Raw genomic sequence first — 24,746 nt, forward strand, 5'->3', positions numbered from 1 at the left:
GATAAAATACAACAAAAAAAGGCTGTCCTTACTTTTTGGACAGCCTCATTTTTTTTATAGAAATAGTGAAAATCTCTACTTTTTCTTAAAATAGGGTAATATTCTACAATCTTGAGGTAATATTCTACCATTTTACCTTTTTGTAAACTACTATTTTTGGCATTAAAGTTTATTAACCGTATTAAAATTGTTAATATTATGAAAAAAATACACTTTTTTTTGGTTTTTTCTTTATTTGTCATTGTGAGTTCTGTTCGGTCTCAAAATCATAAATCTCATACCTGTACATCTCCTAAGGAACATATTAGAGATGAAAACGAGATTATAATGTTCAATAAATTAAATAAAGCTAATGTTGCCAAAGCAGTAGGAGTAAATGCATGGGTAGAAAGTATTCATAGTTTTGCGGCGACTTGGGTATCGGGGGGATATGATTCTTTTTCAATTGGAACAGGAGGAACACCAAATGGCCCTAATCGTCAAAATATTAGATATACGCAAGGGTTATATATTACAGATAAGACTATTTATGGTTACAGTTATGAAGAACTTAGATTAGCTGCATTGTCAAATCCTTTAGGATCAACCACTTTTAACTTAGGTCAAAATTTTTATTTGCATTTATATAATGGAGGTATAGATGATGTTTATGGCCCTTTTCAGTTTAATTGGGAAAATTTAGGTGATGCTGCAAATAATGTAACAGTAAATGTTGAAACTCAATTTGGAATAAATGGAGTAGGTCCTTTTGCAAATTGGCAGCAAACTAAAATATTGGACTTTTATAACAAGGTTATCCCTATAATTAAAGCAGTATATGGTCCACCTTCATTAAACCAGACTTTAAATGTAATTAATGATGGAAACTCAGTGGGGATTAATACATTCTATAATGGACCAAATTGGATTACATCATCTTATTTTGTTAATGCTTCTGGTGATTTAGATCAGCCACGATTGTTAATCCACGAATTAATTCATGGATGGAGAGATAATGTTGGGTTGTCCTCAAATAATTTATGGCATTATGACCCAACTCTTTCAGGTTTTGAAGAAGGAATGGCAGAAGCAGTTGCCGTGATAGTTATGGATAAATTTATTGAACAATACCCAAACTATTTTAATGATCCGAGATTTAATATTCGATGGGGAGCAGAACCAGGTTACGCTTTTGATTGGGATTACGATTTTCAAAATCATCAACAAATAACAGGAACAGATTTTTGGTCTAGCGATCAAGGAACTGGAGTGCATTGGGAGCGTTATGGAACAGCTTCTGCAGCATTCTACAAAATGTATATTGAAGACAATAATGTGTTTAAAAATTTCAATGCAGAATATTATAAACGAATGAATAATGATCATTCGTTATTAACCTCAAGAGCTTTAATAGTTGATATTTTAGCGACTGTTTTACCAAAAGTAGAAGAAGAAGAAACGTTAACTTGGATTAATAATCAAAGAATTTTTGATTGTACCGTAGTACCTGGTAAAAAAATTCATATGTTGAGTTTTCAAGGAGCAGATGGTGTTAGAGATATGGGACATGATAATAGAATTCAGGTGATAGAAACCCAAAATTTACCTGGAGGAAATGAATGGTCTTGGGATGTCTATAATGCAGGAAACCTATCTCAAAGATGGTATCAACAACTTAACAACTTGTCTGGTACAATTACAATAAGAAGATATGATGGAACTACTTTTGCAACACGAAATATTAATAATAATCTAGATGCTTACGGAACTGTAAACGGAAACGGAGGACCTCACCAAGGCCCTTGTCTGCCACCAAACATAAACGGACCGGGTGCTTGTTTTCCAACTGGAATTAGTCAATATACTTTCTATTCAACCTCTGCTGATCCAGCTATAAATAACGGGGGTATTAATGACGGAACTTGGTATACAAATATGGGAGCTCAAGCTTCTGCAAGAAATATTTATAAGATTCAAGCTAGAGGTTTGTACTCATATAATATTTCGTTCACCGACCAAGGTCAGCAGATAACAGGGAAATATTATCGACTTCATGGAAATGATTTTATTAGTAATGACGGAGTCTATGCAGGAATTAGAAATAATAACGATACACCTGTAACAGGGAGAATGTATATTGAACAAAAAAATGATGCTGTGGCTGCAACAGCAGATGAAGAGCCTGCAATTCCGATTGTAAATGGAACTGTATTAGCCTCTAGAATATGGGGTTCTGTCCCAGAAACAAATGTAATTCGTCAAGCGGGAAGAACAGATAGAAGATATTCAAAGTTAGGAAAAGTACATGCTATTTATATTAGTGAAGATCCAACAGCAGCAGATCCAAATATTCCGGAAGATAGAAGTGTTAAGAAAATCGGATTTAGAAATATAGCTTATGGTGCAGGATTAAGTGGTACTCAAATGTTTTTGTTTAATGTTGATGAATTAAAGGAAATTGTTTTTACAGCAGAGTCAACAACTGCAAGTTGTGAAGGAGAATCGGTTAACTTAATGGCTAAAAATAATTTCCCTACCTATTTAGATACAGATACACGTATAAGTTACCAATGGGAAGATCCTCAAGGGAATATTATAGCAAATACTAGAAACTATACTATTCCTTCAATAAATAGTACTAATACGGGACTATATAAACTAAAAGTAACATTTTTCGGAAATGTTAAACCAATTATTATTGATAAAATGGTAGATATTGGTAGCAAAAGATGGAGTGGAGTGGTAGATGGTAATTGGGATAATCCTGCAAACTGGGTACCTAATGGTGCTATACCAAACAATACAGATTGTGTAGTCATTCCACCCGCTGTAAATGAACCTGTTATTTCGGGTACAAATTATGTTGGTTTTGCAGGAACACTGAAAGTATTATCGGGAGGAGTGTTAACAGTGAAATCTTCAAACACAATTGCTGTTACAGATAAAGTTACAGTAGAAACTGGAGGAGTTTTTGAAATAGAAAATGCAGGAAGTTTAGTTCAGATTAATGATGTGGTCAACTCTGGTGAAATAATTTATAAGAGAAATACAATTGTTAGAAATTTAGATTATACGTTTTGGACTTCACCAGTTGCTAACTTCAATGTTAGTAATATAGCAAGCCCGTTGACATTGGGACCAATCTATAAGTGGGATCCAATCTATGCCAATCCAAATGGAGGACAAGGATATTGGTTAAATGCATCGGGTAATATAATGGAAATTGCAAAAGGATATATCGTTAGAGCACCCGACTCTTTCAGTCCATCAGTTCCAACAACTTTAGGTGGTAGTTTTATTGGTGTACCTAATAATGGAACAATAGACGCGACTATTATGAGAGGGAATGATACTAATACAAATCCACATTTTGGTCTAAATGGAATTCAAATTACGAACTTAAGTGATAATTTAAATTTAATTGGAAATCCATATCCATCTTCAATAAGAGCAAATCATTTTCTATACAATAATACATCAAAAATATTAGGTAATGTAAGATTGTGGAAGCATGAAAGTTTGCCTTCATCAGCGGTTCAAAATCCGTTCTATGGAAGTTATGGTTCAAACTACAATCCAAACGATTATTTGACCTATAATTTATTAGGAGCAAACTGCTGTCCAGCAATAGGCTCGGATTTATTAATTGGATCTGGACAAGGATTTTTTGTTCAAATGATTGATGGTCCAACGGGAACAGATACAGTTACTTTTGAAAATCAAATGAGAAATGCAAGTTATAGTAATAGTCTTTTCTATAAAGGAGCAAACACGAACTCTTTTGAAAATTTAGAACGTCATAGAGTTTGGTTAGATTTAACAAACTTGTCCAATAATCAATTTGACAGAACTCTTTTAGGGTATATTCAAAATGCAACAATGGACGAAGATAGTTTCTTCGATAGTAGGGTTATTCCAAGTAGCGATGCCATGACTTTTTATAGTATAATTGGAAATAACGCATTCACAATTCAAGGACGAACATTCCCTTTTAATGAAAATGATGAAGTGCCTTTAGGAATGGATATAGTTACTCCAGGGAATTATTCTATCGGAATAGGTTCATTAGATGGACTTTTTCAACAACAAAATATTTATTTAGTAGATATGGAATTAAATAGAATTCACGATGTAAAACAAAGTCCATATCAATTTTCATCAAATAAAGGAAAAATTACAAATAGATTTAAAATTGTATATATAAAATCAACATTAAGTTTAACAGATTTTGATAGAGATAATGAAGTTTTTGTAACATATAGTAATAATGATATTAAGGTTATATCAAATATTGAGCTATTAGATTCAATTGTGGTTTATGATGTATTAGGAAGGCAACTGGCTAATTATAGGGAAATTAATTTGAAAGAATTTACATTGGACAGCTTAACCAAAAACAATACAACACTACTATTACAAATAAAACTACAAGACGGATCTATAGTAAATAAAAAAATGGTTTTTTAATTCAGGTTCATAGGTAATGTTTATTAGATAATTATTTTGGGGGCAAACTTAATTATATTTTACAACTGAATGTTCAATGTTTTAGATTTAACAAATTTTTATTATTACTTGAAAGAGCTGAAGGAATTCGGCTCTTTTTTATTTTTATATTTGTTGAAATCAATTAGTCTAAAATGAAAAAAGTATTTTTCTACCTGTTTATTATTGCCTCATCATTTTCAAATTCTCAATCACTCCAATTAGAGCAAATAATGAAAGGAGATGGTTTTATAGGAAATCAACCAGAGAATCAGCGTTGGGCTGTAGATGGGAGTGTGGTATATTTTGAATGGAACCCAAAAAATGATATTGGAGAAAGTACTTATTATTGGGATGAAAAGTTACAGAAAGTGCAATTATTAGATGAAGCTCAAAAAGAATTTTCAGAAATAAATGCAGAAGTTCAAAAGGAATATGACATTGTTTATTATTCAAAGAAAGGTAATCTGTATGCTTATGTTCGAAAAACAAAAGAAATTAAAAAACTATATATATCTTCAGATAAAATCTACGGAATTGAAAGAAGTAATAATCCAGATGTGATATTTTATCAGCAAAACCGTAATTTATTTCAATTGAATGTGAAAGACTTTGCTATAAAACAATTAACAAATTTTAAAAACGGTAATGAATCAACAAAGAAAGCTAAAACAGATAATTATTTAGAAAAGCAACAAAAAGAGCTCTTTCAATTTGTCAAAGATACTAAGGCAAAACAAGATTGGTACGATAAAAAATATGAAAACAGTAAAAGTGATTTACCAAAAGCAATTTATTATGGCAGTGAATCTTTAGAACAAATTCAGGCCTCTCCAAATGGTAAATTTGTAACCTTTAGGCTTTCTACTTATCCTTCACAAACACATACAAAAGTAGAACATTTTATTACCGCAGAAGGTTATACTAAAAATGAAACAGCACGTCCAAAAGTTTCAATAGATAACTTGAGTAATCATAAAATGGGTGTTTTTAATGTAGAAAAAGATACTGTATATTATGTTTCATTCTCTAATTTATCAGGCATAAAAGAATATCCAACATATTATGAGGAATATCAAGAACTGAAAGAAAAAGAAAAAACAGAAAAAGCAATCGTAATGTTAAGTCCAATCTATAATAAAGATGGTAGTAAATCTGTTTTCGAAATTAGAAGTCAGGATAACAAAGACAGATGGATTGTTCAATTAAATTTGGATTCAGGTGAAATAACAGAGCTAGACCACCAACATGATGAAGCATGGATTGGTGGGCCAGGAATACCAAATTATTCTTTTTGGGGAGGAAATTTAGGTTTTTTAAACGATAATGAAACGATTTATTTTCAATCTGAAGCTTCTGGTTATTCCCATCTATATACCATTAATTTAAAAACAAAAAAGAAAAGACAGTTAACTACTGGAAATTGGGAAGTGAGAAATGCGACACTTTCAAGAGATGGGAAATCGTTCTATTTGACTACCAATACTAATCACCCTGGAAACAGAGAGTTTCATAAATTAGATATTGCTTCAAAAAAAATGACAGCAATTTTAAATACTGATGGAGCACATGAAGTTGTATTATCTCCAGACGAGAAGCAATTAGCCGTTCGATATTCCTATAAAAATAAACCGTGGGAATTATATATTGCAGACAACAAACCAAACACAACGTTAAAGAAAATAACACATTCAACTACACCAGAATTCGAAGCCTATAATTGGAGAAATCCAGACGTTATTACTTTTAAAGCTGCAGATGGTACAAATGTAAATGCAAGACTCTATAAGCCAAAAGAAGAAACAAAAAACAAAGCCGCAATTATATTTGTACATGGTGCAGGATACCTTCAAAATGCACATAATTTTTGGAGTTCCTATCATCGTGAATTCATGTTTCATAATCTTTTGTCTGATTTAGGTTATACTGTTTTAGATATTGATTATAGAGGAAGTGATGGTTACGGTAGAGAGGTTCGAACAGGAATTTACCGTCATATGGGAGGTTTGGATTTATCAGATCAATTAGATGGGAAAAAATATTTAATAGAAAATTTAGGAATAGATGAGAATAGAGTAGGGATTTATGGAGGTTCATATGGTGGATTTATTACTTTAATGGCTTTGTTAACCAAACCCAACGAATTTAAAGCAGGTGCAGCTTTGCGTTCTGTGACCGATTGGGCACATTATAATCAAGGTTATACTGCTAATATTCTAAATTTTCCAGAAACAGATAGTATTGCCTATAAACAAAGTTCCCCAATTTATTTTGCAGAGAACCTTCAAGATCGGTTATTGATGTTGCATGGAATGGTAGATGATAATGTTCAATTTCAAGATGTTGTTCGTTTATCGCAGCGTTTCATAGAATTAGGGAAGAAAAATTGGGACATTGCTATTTTTCCAGTAGAAGAACATGGTTTTAAAGAAACGTATTCTTGGATTGACGAATACAGGAGAATATTGAATTTATTTAACGAGAACTTATTACAAAAAGAAAAATGATTCAGGTAAAAGAAATAACTACAAAAGTAGAAATGTTGCAACAAATGGAGCTCATCCAACAAATGTATCCTCATTATACTTTGGAAAAATATGAAGCATTGTTAAATGAAATGTTACCTTTACAATATAAACAAGTTTTAGTTATTGATAATGAAGTTTGCATTGGTTTGGCAGGATTTTGGATAGCTACTAAATTATGGTCGGGCAAGTATCTTGAATTAGACAATGTAATAGTGCACACCGCACATCGTTCAAAAGGAGTAGGAGAACAAATTGTTAAGTATTTGAATGAAAAAGCAATGGCAACGAATTGCAATGTTGTTGTTTTAGATGCATATACCTCTAATTATAGAGCACAAAAGTTTTTCTTTAATCAAGGTTTTGTACCGCAAGGTTTTCATTTTGTAAAACATTTAAAAAAATAGAAAAGATGAAATTTATAATGAATTTATTATTAGTCAGTTTATTTTCGTGTTCAACTGTTAAAGAAATAAAACAAGATACGAGTATGATGAAAATACAAGAAGTCTATTTTCAAAAATGGGTAGCGGGAATACAAGGAGGAGGAAGCGGGATAGATGTATATATAAATCTTGAAAAGCCATTAGAAGAAGGAGTTAGTTTAAATAAAATTCAAATGAAGGACATTGAAACAACTGTAATTCAAAAAATAGACGATTTGAAATATGCAGCTCGATTTAAAACGAAACTAAATCAACTAAATTTAGATGCGAATCCTGAAAAAGAGTATGGGAATGAAGCACCAGAAAAAAAGAAAATCAACTTAAAAGAAGGAGAAGTAAGGATTTATTTTGCGAAAAACGAAAAAGAATTCTTTAAAACCATAGCAAATGTACAGGAGAAACCAATGTTGGCCTATCCTACTATGAAGCCACAAACCAATGAGGAATAAACAAAAGAATTAGTTACTTTTGCCTAATAAATTAGAAAATTAATTTCCTTTGAATCTATATAAAAAATTACTGAATCAGACTGCCATTTATGGTATAGCAACTGTTTTGCCAAGAATGCTGAGTTTTCTTTTGGTAAGATTATATACAGATTATATGCCTACGGGAGAATATGGAGCTGTTTCTGTTATTTTTGCCTATTTAACTTTTTTCAATGTTGTTTTGTCTTATGGAATGGAAACTTCGTTTTTCCGTTTTTATAATACCGAATTAGATAAGAAAAAAGTAGTTTCAACTACTACAATTTCACTTTTAGTTTCAACATTACTATTCTTGTTTTTAGGTTTATTTTTTAAAGGAAACATTGCTTTGTTGAGCGATATTAAAGTAGATTACATTTTCTATACAGTACTAATTTTAGCCTTAGATGCTTTAGTCATTATTCCTTTTTCAAAATTAAGAGCAGAAGGACGTTCTTTAAAATATGCTGTTATAAAAATTACAAATGTTGTTATTAATTTAGGATTAAATGTTTTTTTTATAGTCTTTTTACCAGTATGGTATTCGGAAAGTTCTATTTTAGAAACTATTTATATTGCTGATTTTCAAATTGGCTATATATTTCTGTCTAATTTAATAGCGAGCTTATTCACACTGGTTGTGCTACTTCCTGATTACTTCAAACTAGATTGGAAATTTGATACTGCCCTTTGGAAAAAAATGATGCATTATGGTTTTCCAATTTTAATTGCAGGAATTGCCTTTGCTATTAACGAACATTTTGATAAAATTTTGCTGGAATGGATGGACGTTTCTTTGTCAGATATAGGGGCATATTCTGCTTGTTATAAAATAGGAATGTTTATGGTGCTTTTTAGAACCGCTTATACTTTAGGTATTGAACCTTTTTTCTTTAGCCATGCTAATAATAAGAATGCCCCCAAAACCTATGCAGAAATCACCAAATATTTTGTCATTTTTGGTTCTTTCATCTCATTAAATGTTATTGTTTTTGCAGACGTACTCAAATTATTTTTAGTACCTAAGCCCGAATATTGGATTGCAATGAATATTGTTCCTTTAATTGTGATAGCCAATTTCTTTCTTGGGATATATACGAATCTTTCCGTTTGGTATAAATTAATTGACAAAACTAAAATTGGAGCATATATTTCTATTGTTGGAGCTATTGTTACCTTGATATTAAATTTCATTTTAATTCCGTTTATTGGGTTTGTTGGTTCTGCAATTGCAACGATTTTAGCCTACGGTACAATGATGCTTATTTCTTATAAACTAGGACAAAAAAAATATCCTATTCCTTATGATAAAAACAAAATCGGACTTTATTTAGCACTTTCAACTGTGTTGAGTGGGTTCTCTTTTTATGTTCCTATTTTAAGAGAAACCTTTGTTTTTGGAATTGTAGCCATTTTGTTTTTTGCTTATTTTGTTTATAAAAATGAGAAAGAAGTGATAATGAAAATTGTGAAAAGGAAATAAAAAATCCTCATTCACACAATCAGATTTCATGAATCAAATTATATAAATGAGGATTTTAAATAATAGTATGTTGCTACTTTCTTAGCACATCTTTAATTCCGTTTAAACCTTCTGAAAATTCAGATAGCAAAGCAATAACTTGAGCCATTCTATCGTCTCCACCAACTCCTTTTAAAAGTTTGTTTTTCATAAAAGTGGTTTTGATTTCTTCCCAACGTTTTTGTTCGTCTTCCGTTTGAATTTGCATCAATTCTTTTAACTTTAACAAATTAGCTTCTGCACCATTCGTCAATGTTTGTGATTCATTTTGATAATGATTTAAAACAATAGTTTCTACTTCTTTTTCTGTTAAAATAGGTTGGATTTTTGCTACTAACTTATTCATATCACGATACGAACCTTGTAATTTAAAATTAGGCTCATTACGATAATCATCAGACATGGCAGCCGATTTGATATAAAGTGCATTTGCTTTAAGAACAGTATCTCTCACTTGAATGATTTTTAACAGAACTTGTTTAAAGTCTTCTATTTCTTGGGAAGAGAAGTTTCCTTCTAAATCAAAATTTGTGTCATTTTGATTGATAGCATCATACAATTTATACAAGTTTTGATAAGATGGTTGCGTTAAACGAACCATATATTCATTCGACATTAAAGCATTTTCAATTAAACTCAGTTCAAACAAGTCTCCTCTTGAACCAGAAATATCTCCTAAGTTATAAGTATCTGCTCTGTTGGCCAACATATCTGGAATCTGGAACTTGTCACCACTTTCGGTGTATGGATTACCTGCCATCACTAAGCAGAAACGTTTGGAACGTAAATCGTAGGTTTTGGCTTCTCCATTATAAATCCCTTCAATTTTTCGTTGTCCATCTGCTAAAGAAATGAATTTCTGTAAAAACTCTGGATTGCAATGTTGAATGTCATCTAAATATAACATCACATTATCACCCATTTCAAAAGCTAGATTTAATTTTTCTAATTCTTGCCTTGCTCCAGCATTTTTAGCTTCACTTGGATCGGTTGACGTAATTTCGTGACCAATAGAAGGGCCATTAATCTTCATAAAAACCAATCCCATTCTGTCGGCTAAATATTCCATTAAAGTTGTTTTTCCATAACCAGGAGGAGAAACCAATAATAACATGCCCATTCTATCGGTTCTTTTATTGTCTCCAATAGCTCCTAATTGTTTCGCCAAATTGGCTCCAATTAATGGAAAATAAACATCATTAATTAATTTATTTCGCACAAAGGAAGTTAACACCTGACTGGAAAAGGTGTGTAATTTTATTTCTTTCTTTTTAACGTCAACCCATTGTTTTTTAAGTTGTTGTAATTCTAAGAAAGCAGGTTTTAATTTAGAATGAAAATAATCCAAACGAGCTGAAAATTCGTAATAATCTAAAGTATACGTTAGGTTACTCTCTATAGATTTTAAACCTGTAATTTCAATTGATGAATTAACATTTATGATTTGGTTTTTATGATAATTCTGCGTTACTATAAAAGCAGCGATTTCTTCAATAAACCCTTGAGAAATAGTCGTATTTTCTTCTATAAAAAATGTTTTTAAAGCATTTTCAACAATGTCATAACAAGCGGAAGGATAATTATACAAATCTTTCACTTGGTTAACAAAAACAACGTCTTTTCCTTTTTCTTTCAACCCTTTGAAGAAACGTTCATAAGCATCAGCTGCAATTTTTGAAATGGAAAATGCTTTACGGTTTTCTTTTTTCAAATAAACAGCAGCACGATAGGCAGAAACATGATCAAAGCCATCGAAAGTAACATTGAATTCTTCAACTTTTTGCGATAAACGTTTATTTAAATATTTGAATTGTTCAGCGTTTGTAAATGTTTCCTTTAATAGGCTAACAGCACTAAACTGTTTTTCATAGAATTCTTTGTCTTCTTCGTTTAAGAAAAACCAAAACAATTGTGCTAAAGCTCTTTCAGAAGGCGTATATTTTAAAACACCTAATTCGTTATTAAGTTGTTGTAGATTTTGTAAAATTAATAAAGCATCTATATCATGTACTCCTTTTACTAGGCCTTCTCCAAAATGTGCAGCCATGAACTCTTGCACTCTTTGTAAATTCACAGATTCAGGAACAATATTTTCTTGTTGCAAGAAGACTTCCCAAGCCATGTATTCAAAACGTTTTACCTTTTGGTTTTCCGAAATATATTCTTGATCCCAAACTTCTTTGTATTGTTCAATTGCTGAAAATTCAACAGCTTGGTAAAAATTAGTTCCTGTTAAATGATAGAAATACTGTTGGTCTTTTAAAACTAATGTTAAATCTAATTTTTGTTTGTTAACCGCAAATTTATAATCACCAAAAGCAATTACAGTATCACCATCTTCATAAATTTCATTCTTATCTTTTAATTTTCTAACCGATTCTTGTTGAGCTGTTTTTAGTAACGTATTTACTTCTTCTGCTTTATTGCTATCGTTGAGATTTTTTAGCTGATTTGCGATATCACGCACCTTTTCGATCATTAAATCTGAAGCAAAATAACCGTTAATTTCGGTTTCTGTTGCAAATGAAGTTGCCTTGTTTTTAACACTCTTCAAAATACGTTCAGCCGATTGAAACAACATTGTTGTTCGCTTGTTTTTAGCTTCGGTCAATTGTACACTCTTGGTTTGAAAATGCCCATAAACTTCTTCCCGTTTTTCACCAATTTGCTGTATAAAATCGTCAAAATCAACAAATTTAGCTTCCATTTCCTCCAATTGAATGGACAATTTATTTAGAAAATCGTCACATTTTTCGGCAGTATTGGCTAATTCTAAAAAGTTGATAACTGTTTGATCGAAAAGTGTAATTTGTGCTTTAAAATCGGCAGAAAGTTCTTTGCCTGAAATTTGTCTTTTCTTATTGTTCAATTCAATACGTTGTTGATTGATTTGAGCAAAAATCAAAGAAATATTTTCAATTATTTGGGTTGAATGAGACGCATCTTCAATCTTTAAATTATTAACAATATCTACCAATAATTCTAATTGCAAAGCCAATTCATCAATGTCTTTTTCGAGTGTTTTGGCATCAATAGTCTTTTTAAGATCGGTAATTTGTTGGTTAATCAACGTTACTTTCTCTTGATAAGGAATTAAAGCATTGTCTTGCAAAAGAAAAGAAACACAAGCATTGGAAAGCTCTTCTGCTCTGTCGTGTAGTTGTTTTTCTAAGGTTTCAATTAAAGCAATGTCAGCATATTTTAATTCTTTGGCACTAATTAATTCACCACGCAATGCTCTAATTTGTGCTAAGACTGCAATAAATTGATCTAAAGATTGATAGGAAATAATACTAGTGTCGGTGAGTATTTTTTCACATTTTTCTTCTAAATCTGCAATAGTTTGTGCGGTTTTGTTTTTAATTTCTTGTGCTTTCTCAAACTCATTAATCGCAGCATGTGCAATTTTTCTAATTTCGATTAAAGGTTCATTGAGTTTATGAATTTCCTTTTCGCCTAAGAAATAATAACTATCTAAGATGATAGTAGCTTGTTTCACAATGTCATTATACAAACCAGAATAGGAATCTTTTTTAGATAATAAGATATTGAGTTCTTGACATTCTGCCATTACACGCACTAAATCTTTATTCCCAATTTTATATAATAGATTGTTTTTTAATGTGTCATCAATTGAAACTTCTTTAGTAAAGGGTGTTTGCCAAATTTGAACCAGATGATGTTTCGTTTCTTCATTTGATTTGAAATAGGCTAATTTTCCATTATCAAACAACGTAAAACCATTACAATTGATAGGGGTTTCTATTGTTTGTTTAATGATATTATAAGGAATTAATAGATAATCATGCGATTGTTCGTCGTAGAAAACAAACATGAAATTCTCTCCATTGACACCAATAATTCTTCGATTGAAATAAACAGGTTTGTCTTCTGTGGCAATCACCTTTATTTCTCCGGTTTGTAATGCATAGCCATTTGGATAAATAACACCTTGATTCTCGGGTAAAAGGATAATAGAATATTGTAAAGAATCTACTCTTGCTACTCTCTTTTCTTTATGATTGTAGATAAAAAAACGTTCTTTTTCTTGATACGGTTTAATCTTAAAAATTACTAAATTATTGTAATCAAAATAATGAATTTCAGCATCATCAAGCGTTTGATCTTTGTGTGTAACATCTTCGCTATAAATTCCTTTTCCAGTACTTGTATTGTCTTCAATTTTAATGGTAATATCGCCACCAATAGCTTCAACGAAAACTTTATCGGCTAATGAAACGTGAGGATGGCTTCCTTTACGCTGCATGTCGCGAGTTGCTTTTGTCCAAGAAAACTCTTGTTGATTTGGATATTTTACTTCTGCCGCACTTCTAGCATCCACAAAAGTAAGTGTATCGTCTTTAATTAACCATTTAAATGCTTTTATATCTGAAGGACTGTTCGATAATTGAAACACAAAATATAAATAGTTCTGTGTTATGTGAAAACGAACAAAAATGGTGTTTCGGTAATATTTATATAAATTTCTAAACTCTTCTAGGAAAGTAGCATCTTCTATGAACTGTATAGGTTGTGGCTCAAAACGATTGTCTTTTAATAAATAAGCAGAAAAAACATCGCTTAAATTAATTTCTGTGCGTAGCCCTAGATGTGTATTGTATCCAACTAAGCACAATCTCCCTAAAGAAAAAATGTCTTTTATGTTGCAGTTTTGATCCGTTGAAATACGTTCATTGGCAATTAGCGAGAAGTCAACACCTCCAAAAACTTTTTTTCGGTCTTCATTTAAAGATTGAATGCGTTGAATTAAATCTTCTTTTTGTTCATTCAGTCTATTTTGAATGATTTCGTATGTACCCGTATTTAATTTTTCGTTGCTCATTAATTTTTGGTGAAAGTTTTTAATGCAATACTTTATAATTTGCTTAAAAGGAAGAGAGAGTAAATGTAAAACTAGAACAATCCTCTACAAGAGAGTAGAGAATTATTCTTAGTATAGTATTTGGTTAAATGTTACTTTAAAGGTTTGTTGTCGATGCCTAAGTGTTTAGCCATATCCATAGCCTTAGCTAAAATACCCTGTTCTTTATCGTTAGCAACTCCTTTTAATTGGAAGATTAATGATGCTACACTTAAATTTTTGATATCCTCTGATGAAATTTTATATTTTTCTACCATTGTCATTACTTTTCCAATAAGGTTTTCATCACCATCATTGCTTAGTAATGCATCTTTGACTATTTGAGCATTTTCACTATGTTGAATGAATTTATCAATTCCTTTTCCAGCAGAAATTTGTCTAACCACATTGTCAAAGAATGAATTATCTCCACCAACAATGTCAATATTTGCAGTTTTGAAAGCTTCTGCCAATACTTGTGCTTGTGCTTGAGCAATGTCTTTTTGGATAGAAATTTGGGCCAATTCTACTTCTTTTTCTTTGGCTAATTTTAATCTAAATTCTTCATGTTCTTTACCAGCATCGTTCAGTTTTTTCATTGCTTCCGCTTTTTCAGTAATTCCAGCTGCTTCAGCAAATGCTTTTTCTTTGATTACTTCTGCTTGTGCCAAACCTTCTTGTTTGTTTGCATTAGCTTTCTTTTCAATTACATTAGCTTCAATGAAACCTTGTTTTTCCATTGCTTCTGCTTTAGCATGCATTACTTGTGCTTCAGACAAACCAACAGTAGCTTCTTCTTTTGCTTTTGCCTCTGCAATAATCTTTCGTGCGTCTGCTTCTTTTTCAGCAGCATCTCTTTTTGCTTGTGCTTCAATTACATATTTTTGAGCGTCTTTTTCTGCTGCTTGTTTTCGTGCTTCAGCTGCACGAGTTTGTGCTATTAAGTTTTCTTCGGCTTCTCTAGCGGCTATAATTAATTGTACTTGTTTTTCTCTTTCTGCTGCTTTTAAAGCTTCAACGTCATAAATGTTTTGTTGTTCTTCAACAACTGTTTTTTCTTTTACTAACCTTTCACGAATAACATCTTGAATGTTTTTCTTTTCTACTTCGACAGCTTTATCCTTTTCAATATCAGCTAGAGCAACTACTCTTTCTCTTTCTGTTGCTTCTAATAAACGATCTTTTTGGACTCTTTCTGTTTCTACTAATTCTGCCCTTTCTTTGTTTTTAGCTGCAATAACTACTTGTCTTAGTTTGTTTTCTTCAGCAACTTGTAGTGTCTCTTCTGTAGCAATTCGAACAGTTTCCGACTTTAATCTTTCTTCTTCTGCAACTTTTAAAATTTCAGCATTTTCTCTAGCTTGAATATTAGCTATTTCTCTTCTTTGTTGTTCTTCTTTTTCAGCTAATTGTTTTTCTAATTCAAGAATGGTTTCTCTTGCTTCAACATCTTGTTTTTTTATTGTTTTTTCTTCGTCTCTGCGTACTAAATTTGCTTTTATGTTTTGATTAGCTGTTAATTCAGTAATTTTCTTAATACCTTCAGAGTCTAAAATATTGTCTTTGTTTAAATGTTGTAAAGAGGTTTGTTCTAAATAATCGATAGCACAATCATCTAAAACATATCCATTTAAATCGGTACCAATAATGTTTAAGATTTCCTGACGAAATTCACTACGTGCTTCATATAATTCAATAAAATCGAATTTTTTACCCACTGTTTTCAAAGCTTCAGAGAATTTAGCTTCAAACAATTCTCTCAAGGTAGCGATATCTGAAGCTCTTTGACATCCAATGGTTTGTCCTACATTCACAATATCATCAACCGATTTGTTTACACGAACAAAGAATGCTACTTGAATGTCAGCACGCATGTTGTCTTTACAAATTAGTCCGTCTTTTCCTTCTCTCGATATTTCTAATTTTTTTACAGAAATATCCATATATTCCAATCTGTGAATTACTGGAATTACAACACCTGCATTAAAAAAGACTTTGGCACCACCATATCCTGTTCTAAGAAGTACTACTCCTTGAACGGTTTTTTTATACATGGATAGAACCCAAAAAATTAATCCTAAAAAGGCAATAACTATTATTGCAATAGTAATATAAAATGTAGTCATAAAGCTATTTTGATTGTTTTATTTTAATATTTAATTTTTTAAATTTCATATGATTTCTCTACAAAGTAGAATTTTTTGTCTGGGTTTTCATCAACGATGCAAACATTTTCCCCTTCTTTTAATAAAGAACCATCTTTGCTTTTTACTAAAAGTTTTATCGGGTCTTTATTTATGATTAATTCTAACATGCCTAATTTATCTTTTTCAATGGTTGATTTTAGTTTCCCTATTCTTCCTAAATAATCATAGGCAATTTCTCCTTTATGATTAATTTCTTTAAAAATAGGTTTTAAGGGCATGCTAATATATTTGGTAACAAAAAGGCTAATAATAAACGCTGGAATAATAGTTATAAAATACATCCAAAAAGGCAAAGGTATTAAATAACTAATATTTACATTAATGAGCCAAGTGAATAACAAGACTAGAGTTAAAAAAAAGGTTATCGGTATAATATCTAAATTTAAAAACTTCAAAAACTGAATAAATGAAGATGGATCTTGTGGAACTTCAATCATTCCATCTGGTGTATCTATATCAGCGTCTAAGTTGGCATCAAAATCGATGTCAAATTCTCCAACACCTGAAAGAATTGTAAAAATCCAATAGAGCACACTTAAGATTAACAAAATAGAAAGTATACTATTAGCAGGGTTGAATGAAACCTCTATTAACTCATCATAACTCATTAGCCTTTATTATTGAATTGTTCTTTTAATTTTAATAATTCATTTTCTGCATGTGCATCGGAAGTATCAACTGCAGCATTAATTTCTTGATCAATACTTTTAGAATGATCTGCAATATGTCCATAGGCATCAGCAAGCGCTTCTTGTTGTAGTACTTTGTCTTTCATTTTTTCTAACATCGATATAGTACTATCAGAATCTATCTGTGTCATTTTTTTATTAATATCTTGTGTCGCCTGACTCACTTGCACACGAGCTCTAAGCGTTTTCAATTCGCTTTCCCATTTGGAAATACTCGATTTTAGAGTGTTGATGTTAATTTGCATTTTTTCAACATCACTTTCTAGTTTTTCACGTTCTTTATCAGCTATTTGTGCGTCTAATAAGGATTGTTCTTTCTTTTTTAAAGCTTCTTTAGCCAATCTGTCTGCATCTTCAATTGGCATTTCTTCTTTAATTCCTTTTTGAACTAAAAGCATCGCTTTGGTTTGGTAATCTTTTGATTGATTTATTAAAGCTTCTTGTTCGTTTTTTCTTCTTATAGATAAGGCTTTCACTTGTGCTAAGGCTTGAATGCTTTTGTCTAGCTGCTCTTTCATTTCTCTAATGCCTTGCTCCGTCATCTTAATAGGATCTTCAAGGCTGTTGATTGCCGAATGTGCTTCGGCTTTTCCTATTCTAAAAAGTCTTTTTATAATGTTCATAATACTAAATGAATTATAGTGTTAATACTACGTTTTTTTTTCGAATTATCTAAAAATTAGATATAATATTTTAGTTAAAAAACAAACGATATGAAAAATGAGATATACCATATTGATTTTGAGTTTTTTATTGCTAATCTTAGTTCTTTATTTACTAAATGAAATCATTTCCGAAGAATATTCACTAATGAGTAAACTTAAAGAGTTGATAGTTGCAATCAATTCATTTTGATTTAAGTTCTCTGCTTGTAGTGTGTCTCTAAAAATCACTTTTTCTCCAGTTTCATCTAAAACGAAGGCACCGTGCACAATGTCTCTGTTTTTAATCAGTAATTGTTTGTAAACATTTTGCTGATTATTTTTGCAACGGAATAAAAATTGCTCAATAATTAAAATTTGAGGAGCAATTACAATCATCATGTTTTTTATTCCTTCGCTCTCTTTTTCAATGATGAACGATTGATGCTCTTCACTTTCTAAATTAATATTATATTCAAGTTCGAGTAACCAATTTTTAACTTTTGAAAACAATTTTGAATGATCCATAAATTGACAGATTAGTTTATTGATTAAGCAAATTTATGTAAAAAAAATAATTTTGCAAATATTTTTAGCAAAAAAATAAAGTTTACTTTGTATATTTGCAAAAAAGAATAGCGAAATGACATATTTTGGAACCAATTTAAAGAAAATAAGACAAATAAAAGGACTGAGTCAACAGGCTTTTGCAGAGCTTATTGATTTGAATAGAGGTGTGATTAGTTCTTATGAAGAAGGAAGAGCCGAACCAAAGATAGAAACACTTTTGCGAATTGCTACTTATTTTGGCATTTCTACAGATGATATCATTTCAAAGCCACTTACAGTAAACCAGTTGTCTAACTTTACACTTATTGAAAATAGCATTTCAAGTTTAGAAGAGCAGAATGAGATAAATATTCAAGAACTAAATCTTGATGGTACAAGTGAAAATATTGAGTTGCAAAAAATATTTGCACAGTTTGATTTTGTGTTTTCTGTAGATGAAAGTTTAGCGAATAGAAGTGTTTTTGATAAAGAATCTCTATTGTTTTTGAAAGCAATTGAAAAAGAGTCAAATAAGTTTACTAATTATTTTACATTGCAAAAAGGTGTAGCTAGCATTTCAAACACATTAATTTCAGAAGTTCAAAATTATGCTATTGTTGGTGTTTTAGGAAGCCAATGCTATGCTGAACAAAAAACAATATTACAACGAATTGAATTGCTTGAAAAGAAGGTTTTTGGTAATTAGCCTATCATTTTTTTATGCAAAATGGTTAACAAAAATCGAAAACAGTTAATATGTCTTTATTTTTTTTAACTTTGGTGATTAAATTAATTTAAACCCTATATAAATTAGTATAATTTACTGTCAAAGTTATCAAAATGAATATTAAAATCATCAATAAATCACAACACGATTTACCCAACTACGAGACTATTGCTTCGGCTGGAATGGATATTAGAGCCAATATTTCTCAATCAATTATCTTAAAACCTTTAGAAAGAGTTATTGTTAAAACAGGACTTTTTATTGAGTTGCCTATTGGTTATGAAGCACAAGTGCGTCCACGTAGCGGTTTAGCTGCAAAGAATGGGATTACTGTTTTAAATGCTCCTGGAACTATAGATGCTGATTATAGAGGCGAAATTGGTGTGATTTTGATTAACTTATCTAATGAAAATTTTACTATAGAAAACGGTGAAAGAATTGCGCAGCTAATAATTGCAAAGCATGAACGCGCAGAATGGATAGAAGTGGAAGAATTATCTGAAACAACCCGAGGAGAAGGCGGGTTTGGGAGTACAGGAGTGAAATAAAATTCCTGCTGAGGCAGGAATCTCGTGAATTGATTTTTTTTTGAGTAGTAATAAATATTATAAATAAGATTCCTGCCTTCTCAGGAATAAGAATTTATGGTATATTTATATCATGACGAACAAACCTCAAGGGGTTATTTATATTGGTGTTACCGATAATTTACAAGAACGAGTTAAAGAACATAGATTGAAAATTTATCCAAACTCATTATCCAGCAAAATATAATTGTGTTAAATTAGTTTATTTCGAAGAGTGGTATGATGGATTTGAAGCCACTAAAAGAGAAAAACAATTTAAAAAATGGAAAAGAGATTGGAAGATTAAATTAATTGAAGATATGAATCCATCTTGGATGGATATTAGTATAAATTGGAATTTCAATTTCAGTAAAATAAGAGAATAACGTTTAACTAAAAAGATACCCGCATTCGCGGGCATGAAAAATGAAAATAATAGTACCAATGGCAGGTCGTGGATCAAGACTTCGCCCACACACATTAACAGTACCAAAACCATTAATACCTGTTGCAGGAAAACCAATCGTTCACAGGTTAGTAGAAGATATTGCAGGAGTTTTAAATCAACCTATTGAAGAAGTTGCGTTTGTAATTCATGAAAGCTTCGGGAAACAAGTAGAGAATGATTTAGTTGCAATTGCAGAAAAACTTGGAGCAAAAGGAACAATTTATTATCAAAATGAAGCATTAGGGACAGGTCATGCAATTATGTGTGCCAAAGAATCGTTAAGCGGACCAGCAGTTATTGCTTATGCAGACACGTTAATTCGTGCCGATTTTGATCTTGATACTTCTGCTGACAGTGTAATATGGGTAAAACAAGTAGATAGTCCAGAGGCATTTGGAGTGGTTAACTTGAATGCTAATGGAGAGATCATTGAATTAGTAGAAAAACCAAAAGAGTTTGTTTCAGACTTAGCTGTCATAGGGATTTATTATTTTAAAGATATTGCAGTTTTAAAAAATGAGCTACAATCTGTGTTGGACAATAACATTATTCATGGAGGAGAATATCAAATTAATGATGGAATTAAACAGATGATGCAAAATGGCATGAAGTTTGTTCCGGGGAAAGTAGATGAATGGATGGATTGTGGAAACAAAAATGTTACTGTCGAAACAAATGCGAGAATGTTGAATTTTCTTCAACAAGATGGAGAAAATTTAGTGGCTAAAAATGTTAAGCTTGAAAACGCAACCATTATTCCACCTTGTTTTATTGGTGAAGATGTAGTCTTAATAAACGCAACAGTTGGACCAAACGTTTCTTTAGGAAATGGTTCTCATGTTGAAAATGCACAGATTAAAAATAGTTTGGTGCAAACTAATGCTACCATAAAAAATGCTACATTAGATAATGCAATGATCGGTAATTATGCTAGCTTTGATGGGAATTTCACAAACATAAGTATAGGAGATTATTCCGTATTAGAATAAAAAATAAAGAATGAGTAGATTTATAAAGTATGTTTTTTTGACCACTTTGCTCACATTCGGTTGTCAGCAAATGCTATGGGCTCAAGAGAATCCTGAAGATATTGCTTTGGTAGATGATGAGGTAGAAAATGAATTTTATGAATCATTGAAGCAAAGGGCCATTGAAAATTATGACAAGGCAATTGTGGCAATTGAAAAATGTATTTTAAAATCAGATAAGAATCCTGTTTTTTATCATGAATTAGGAAAGAATTTATTGGACTTAAAGCGCTATCCAGATGCAGAATTAGCATTTCAAAAAGCTATTGATTTGAATCCGAAGGAGCGTTGGTATTGGAACGGATTATATGATGTATATTATCAATCAAAAGATTATCAAAAATCAATACCTGTTGTCCAGAAGTTAGTCACATTCGATAAAAATATGAAAGAGGATTTGGTATCTCTCTATATGTACACTAATCAACGAGATAAAGCATTGACTCTCCTAAAAGAAATGGAGAAAGAAATGGTTTTGAGTAAAACAATGGAATTCTATAAGTTAAAAATTCAAGAATCAAATGCATACGCAAAACCAGAGAAAAGTAATTTAGAAAAAGCTATAGAAGAGAATCCGTTAGAAGAACAGAATTATATTGATTTGATGTTGCTTTATTCAGATAGTAATCAGGAAGAAAAAGCCTTTGAAGTTGCTAAAAAATTAGCTAAAGAAATTCCTAATTCAGAATGGGCAAATGTAAGTTTATTCAAGTTTTATTTAGTAGATAAAAAAGGACAAGAAGCTTCAGAGTCAATGTTTAAAGTTTTCAAGAGTCAAAAAATTGACATGAAAATAAAGCAAAGAATGTTAAATGAGTTTTTAATTTATGTTGCAAACACAAATACATTCAATGAAGAACTCACAAAAGCCATTGATTATTTACAGTCTGATTCAAAAATAAATACCGCTAAAGAAGTAGGTAAATTTTTCTATAATAGAAAAGACATGGTTAAAACGGTTTATTATTTAGAAAAAGGATTGAAAAATGATGCAGAAGATTTTGAAACTGTAATGCTTTTAATGCAAAGTTATATTGCCACTCAAAATTATGAAAGTTTAGCAAAATTAGCTGAGGATTACTTAGAACGCTATCCTTCACAATCATCACTCTATTTTTATGCTGGATTATCTAATAATAAATTAACAAATTATAAGAAAGCAATAGATTATTTAGAAACTGGGTTAGAGTTTATAATTGAAGATCCAGAATTAGAAAAACAAGTATATAATCAATTGATACTATCTTATAAAAATACAGGAAACAAGATTAAAGAAGAGTATTACACAGTAAAACTTCAAACTTTAGATAAAAAGAAATAAATAATGAATAAAATCTTCCCTATTTTATTAGTTGCACTTTTGTGTGCTTGTAAAACAAAGAAATCAGTTGGAGAAGCAAGTGCAAATAAAGAGCTAGCAACAATTAAAGTGATTCAAGGGCACTATAAAAATCTGAAAGATTTCTCAACAGTTAATATTAGGGCTAATGCAAAATATAAAGATGAAAAACAATCACACTCTATCAATGCAGACATTCGTATAAAAAAAGATGAAATTATTTGGATTAATGTGAAGGTTTTTGGATTACCCATTGCAAAAGCTTTAATTACTCCAGATAAAGTGAGTTATTATGAAAAAATAAACAATACTTATTTTGAAGGGGATTTCACTTTATTAAGTAATTGGTTAGGAACAGATTTAGATTTTCAAAAAGTGCAGAATTTGTTTTTAGGAGATGCAATAGATGACTTAACAAAGCAAAATTATACAACCTCTATAGAAGAAGGCTTGTATAAACTAGTATCTAAAAAGAAGACCACAACAGAAAAAGAATTTTATTTTGAAGCCGCAAATTTTTTACTAAAGAGAGAAAGTATTAATCAAACAGATAAAAATAGAAAGTTAGAGATTGCTTATCCTACACACATAAAGCATGATGCTGTTTTTTTACCCGACGAAATTAATATAAAAGCAATTCAGGATACTCAAATATTTATTGACTTATTCTATAAATCAGTGACATTTAATGAGGATTTAAATTTTTCGTTTTCAATTCCAAGTGGATATGACAGTATCAAAGTAGAATAAGTAAGTGTTTATACGACTTCTAAATCAAATAAATCAAAACAAAAATTATCTTTGTAAAAAAAAAACAATAATGAATCGCATATTCCTTTTTATCTGTTCACTTTTATTATCGAGCATGATGTTTGCACAAACTTCTTCAGAGCAAGAAAAATTAGAAGCACGAAAAGAGCAAATTAATAAAGAAATTGCAGCTTTTAAAGCCTTGTTGCAAAGTGAAAAGAGTAAAGAAAAATCGGTTCTTAGCCAAATTGCGGAACAAAAAGCAAGAATTAGATTAAGTGAAAAGTTAATAAGTACAACTTCTAAACAAATGCGTTTGTTGGAAGATGATATATATTTAAAACAATTAGAGATTAACAAACTAAATAGGGAATTAAAAGTACTCAAAGAAGATTATGCAAAGATGATTGTAAAATCATACAAAAGCAGAAATGATCAAAGTAGAGTAATGTTTGTCTTGTCTTCTCAGAATTTTTTACAAGCCTATAAGCGTATTCAGTATATGAAGCAATATGCAAGTTTTAGAAAAATGCAAGGAGATGAAATTGCAGAAAAACAAGACAAACTTGCACAAGCAAAAGTTAAGCAAGAAGCAAGTAAGAAAAGCAAAGAAAAAGCACTAGAAGAAAATAAAGCAGAAAAAATAGAATTAGAAAATCAAAAAAAAGAACAAGAACAATTAGCAAAAGAATTTCAGAAAAACAAAAAGAAATATGCTGCTGAAATTGATAAGAAAGAGAAAGAACGAAAAGAAATTGACAGACAAATCAAAAAAATAATTGCAGATGCAATTGCAGAAGCAAATAAGAAAAATGCAGTAAAAACAGGAACAAAATCGTCAGGGTCGTCTTCAAAATTTGATTTAACACCAGAAGCGAAATTGGTTTCAGACAATTTTAAAACTAATAAAGGAAAATTGCCTTGGCCAGTAGAAAAAGGATATGTTTATTTGAAATATGGAGACCAACCACATCCTGTTCATAGTAATTTAACAGTACATAATAGTGGTGTGGAGATAGCAACAGAGCCTGGTGCCATTGCAAGAGCTGTTTTTGATGGTGAAGTGTTACAGATACAATTAATAAAAGGGAGTAATAAAAAAGTAGTATTAATTCAACATGGTGATTTTATAACAATTTATCAAAACTTAGAGAGCGTAAACGTTAAAGAGGGAGATAAAGTAACAAGAAAGCAAAATCTTGGTAGAATTCAGACAGATCCATCTGGGAAGGCTATTTTAAAGTTTATGGTTTCTCAAAATGCAAACACACTGAACCCAGAAATCTGGTTATCAAATATGTAGATAAAAAATTTAACAAAAAAGGTAGTATTCACGCATACAAGTTAACATATAATTGTTTATCTTTGAAATAGTTAATAGCAGTAAATTTTTTCCATAACAGGAAAGGGTGAAAATTAAGAAAGGTCGAACATCTCATTTCGACCTTTTTTTGTACATTATGTTTTGTTACCTTTTTTTGAAAATCAATTTAAAAATTAGAAATTTAAAAAAGGTT

17 protein-coding genes are annotated in these 24,746 nt (G+C 30.8%); 12 read left to right on the forward strand and 5 right to left on the reverse strand.

Features of this window, described 5'->3' with window-relative positions; translation table 11 throughout:
• The first annotated feature begins 198 nt into the window (after nucleotides 1-198).
• The 5 genes from ACZ49Z_RS07435 (at nucleotide 199) to ACZ49Z_RS07455 (ending at nucleotide 9,385) form a co-directional block, all read left to right on the forward strand.
• Nucleotides 199-4,446, forward strand: a complete 4,248-nt coding sequence (locus ACZ49Z_RS07435) for a hypothetical protein (protein ID WP_464307550.1) — start codon at nucleotides 199-201, stop codon at nucleotides 4,444-4,446.
• Between the two features lie 173 nt (nucleotides 4,447-4,619).
• The gene (locus ACZ49Z_RS07440; protein WP_464307551.1) at nucleotides 4,620-6,971 is read left to right on the forward strand and encodes a S9 family peptidase; all 2,352 of its coding nucleotides are present in this window, start codon (nucleotides 4,620-4,622) and stop codon (nucleotides 6,969-6,971) included.
• Complete coding sequence (locus ACZ49Z_RS07445) at nucleotides 6,968-7,396, forward strand: GNAT family N-acetyltransferase (protein WP_464307552.1); 429 nt, start codon at nucleotides 6,968-6,970, stop codon at nucleotides 7,394-7,396. The genes ACZ49Z_RS07440 and ACZ49Z_RS07445 overlap by 4 nt, the downstream gene beginning before the upstream one ends.
• Before the next feature lie 5 nt (nucleotides 7,397-7,401).
• Complete coding sequence (locus ACZ49Z_RS07450; protein WP_464307553.1) at nucleotides 7,402-7,884, forward strand: hypothetical protein; 483 nt, start codon at nucleotides 7,402-7,404, stop codon at nucleotides 7,882-7,884.
• Nucleotides 7,885-7,933: 49 nt separating this feature from the next.
• The gene (locus tag ACZ49Z_RS07455) at nucleotides 7,934-9,385 is read left to right on the forward strand and encodes a lipopolysaccharide biosynthesis protein (protein WP_464307554.1); all 1,452 of its coding nucleotides are present in this window, start codon (nucleotides 7,934-7,936) and stop codon (nucleotides 9,383-9,385) included.
• A 73-nt stretch (nucleotides 9,386-9,458) separates the two neighbouring features.
• Here ACZ49Z_RS07455 and ACZ49Z_RS07460 read toward each other — a convergent pair whose 3' ends face one another.
• The 5 genes from ACZ49Z_RS07460 to ACZ49Z_RS07480 form a co-directional block, all read right to left on the reverse strand.
• On the reverse strand, nucleotides 9,459-14,267 hold the full coding sequence (locus ACZ49Z_RS07460) for a DNA repair ATPase (protein ID WP_464307555.1): 4,809 nt from the start codon (nucleotides 14,265-14,267) through the stop codon (nucleotides 9,459-9,461).
• A 131-nt stretch (nucleotides 14,268-14,398) separates the two neighbouring features.
• Nucleotides 14,399-16,411: a flotillin family protein gene (locus ACZ49Z_RS07465; protein WP_464307556.1), complete on the reverse strand. Its 2,013-nt coding sequence runs from the start codon at nucleotides 16,409-16,411 to the stop codon at nucleotides 14,399-14,401.
• 38 nt (nucleotides 16,412-16,449) lie between these two features.
• A complete protein-coding gene (locus tag ACZ49Z_RS07470; RefSeq protein ID WP_464307557.1) occupies nucleotides 16,450-17,100 on the reverse strand; it encodes a hypothetical protein in 651 nt (216 codons plus the stop codon).
• Nucleotides 17,100-17,804 carry a PspA/IM30 family protein gene (locus tag ACZ49Z_RS07475; RefSeq protein WP_464307558.1) on the reverse strand — a complete coding sequence of 235 codons (705 nt, stop codon included), beginning with the start codon at nucleotides 17,802-17,804 and terminating at the stop codon, nucleotides 17,100-17,102. The genes ACZ49Z_RS07470 and ACZ49Z_RS07475 overlap by 1 nt, the downstream gene beginning before the upstream one ends.
• 147 nt (nucleotides 17,805-17,951) lie before the next feature.
• Nucleotides 17,952-18,350 (reverse strand): type III secretion system chaperone family protein, encoded by a 399-nt coding sequence (locus tag ACZ49Z_RS07480; protein WP_464307559.1) that lies wholly within the window; start codon nucleotides 18,348-18,350, stop codon nucleotides 17,952-17,954.
• Nucleotides 18,351-18,465: 115 nt separating this feature from the next.
• Between ACZ49Z_RS07480 and ACZ49Z_RS07485 the strand changes: the two genes are divergently transcribed.
• The 7 genes from ACZ49Z_RS07485 to ACZ49Z_RS07515 all read left to right on the forward strand — a co-directional run bounded on the left by ACZ49Z_RS07485 (nucleotide 18,466) and on the right by ACZ49Z_RS07515 (nucleotide 24,532).
• Complete coding sequence (locus ACZ49Z_RS07485; protein WP_464307560.1) at nucleotides 18,466-19,077, forward strand: helix-turn-helix domain-containing protein; 612 nt, start codon at nucleotides 18,466-18,468, stop codon at nucleotides 19,075-19,077.
• Between the two features lie 134 nt (nucleotides 19,078-19,211).
• The gene (gene dut / locus ACZ49Z_RS07490; RefSeq protein ID WP_464307561.1) at nucleotides 19,212-19,646 is read left to right on the forward strand and encodes a dUTP diphosphatase; all 435 of its coding nucleotides are present in this window, start codon (nucleotides 19,212-19,214) and stop codon (nucleotides 19,644-19,646) included.
• 112 nt (nucleotides 19,647-19,758) lie between these two features.
• Nucleotides 19,759-19,872: a GIY-YIG nuclease family protein gene (locus ACZ49Z_RS07495; RefSeq protein WP_464307562.1), complete on the forward strand. Its 114-nt coding sequence runs from the start codon at nucleotides 19,759-19,761 to the stop codon at nucleotides 19,870-19,872.
• Between the two features lie 218 nt (nucleotides 19,873-20,090).
• Nucleotides 20,091-21,101: a sugar nucleotidyltransferase gene (locus ACZ49Z_RS07500; RefSeq protein ID WP_464307563.1), complete on the forward strand. Its 1,011-nt coding sequence runs from the start codon at nucleotides 20,091-20,093 to the stop codon at nucleotides 21,099-21,101.
• A 10-nt stretch (nucleotides 21,102-21,111) separates the two neighbouring features.
• Nucleotides 21,112-22,461, forward strand: coding sequence for a tetratricopeptide repeat protein (locus tag ACZ49Z_RS07505; protein WP_464307564.1), 1,350 nt, complete (start codon nucleotides 21,112-21,114; stop codon nucleotides 22,459-22,461).
• Between the two features lie 3 nt (nucleotides 22,462-22,464).
• Nucleotides 22,465-23,229 carry a lipoprotein insertase outer membrane protein LolB1 gene (lolB1, locus tag ACZ49Z_RS07510; protein WP_464307565.1) on the forward strand — a complete coding sequence of 255 codons (765 nt, stop codon included), beginning with the start codon at nucleotides 22,465-22,467 and terminating at the stop codon, nucleotides 23,227-23,229.
• Nucleotides 23,230-23,299: 70 nt separating this feature from the next.
• Nucleotides 23,300-24,532 (forward strand): murein hydrolase activator EnvC family protein, encoded by a 1,233-nt coding sequence (locus ACZ49Z_RS07515; RefSeq protein WP_464307566.1) that lies wholly within the window; start codon nucleotides 23,300-23,302, stop codon nucleotides 24,530-24,532.
• Nucleotides 24,533-24,746: the final 214 nt, after the last annotated feature.

It is taken from the genome of Flavobacterium sp. KY-23415, assembly GCF_055384985.1.

Coding starts and splice junctions, on each gene's coding strand:
- ACZ49Z_RS07465 (WP_464307556.1), bottom strand. CDS start 16,411: ATGACTACATTTTATATTACTATTGCAATAATAGTTATTGCCTTTTTA.
- ACZ49Z_RS07460 (WP_464307555.1), bottom strand. CDS start 14,267: ATGAGCAACGAAAAATTAAATACGGGTACATACGAAATCATTCAAAAT.
- ACZ49Z_RS07435 (WP_464307550.1), top strand. CDS start 199: ATGAAAAAAATACACTTTTTTTTGGTTTTTTCTTTATTTGTCATTGTG.
- ACZ49Z_RS07440 (WP_464307551.1), top strand. CDS start 4,620: ATGAAAAAAGTATTTTTCTACCTGTTTATTATTGCCTCATCATTTTCA.
- ACZ49Z_RS07450 (WP_464307553.1), top strand. CDS start 7,402: ATGAAATTTATAATGAATTTATTATTAGTCAGTTTATTTTCGTGTTCA.
- ACZ49Z_RS07445 (WP_464307552.1), top strand. CDS start 6,968: ATGATTCAGGTAAAAGAAATAACTACAAAAGTAGAAATGTTGCAACAA.
- lolB1 (WP_464307565.1), top strand. CDS start 22,465: ATGAATAAAATCTTCCCTATTTTATTAGTTGCACTTTTGTGTGCTTGT.
- ACZ49Z_RS07480 (WP_464307559.1), bottom strand. CDS start 18,350: ATGGATCATTCAAAATTGTTTTCAAAAGTTAAAAATTGGTTACTCGAA.
- dut (WP_464307561.1), top strand. CDS start 19,212: ATGAATATTAAAATCATCAATAAATCACAACACGATTTACCCAACTAC.
- ACZ49Z_RS07500 (WP_464307563.1), top strand. CDS start 20,091: ATGAAAATAATAGTACCAATGGCAGGTCGTGGATCAAGACTTCGCCCA.
- ACZ49Z_RS07485 (WP_464307560.1), top strand. CDS start 18,466: ATGACATATTTTGGAACCAATTTAAAGAAAATAAGACAAATAAAAGGA.
- ACZ49Z_RS07475 (WP_464307558.1), bottom strand. CDS start 17,804: ATGAACATTATAAAAAGACTTTTTAGAATAGGAAAAGCCGAAGCACAT.
- ACZ49Z_RS07505 (WP_464307564.1), top strand. CDS start 21,112: ATGAGTAGATTTATAAAGTATGTTTTTTTGACCACTTTGCTCACATTC.
- ACZ49Z_RS07495 (WP_464307562.1), top strand. CDS start 19,759: ATGACGAACAAACCTCAAGGGGTTATTTATATTGGTGTTACCGATAAT.
- ACZ49Z_RS07515 (WP_464307566.1), top strand. CDS start 23,300: ATGAATCGCATATTCCTTTTTATCTGTTCACTTTTATTATCGAGCATG.
- ACZ49Z_RS07470 (WP_464307557.1), bottom strand. CDS start 17,100: ATGAGTTATGATGAGTTAATAGAGGTTTCATTCAACCCTGCTAATAGT.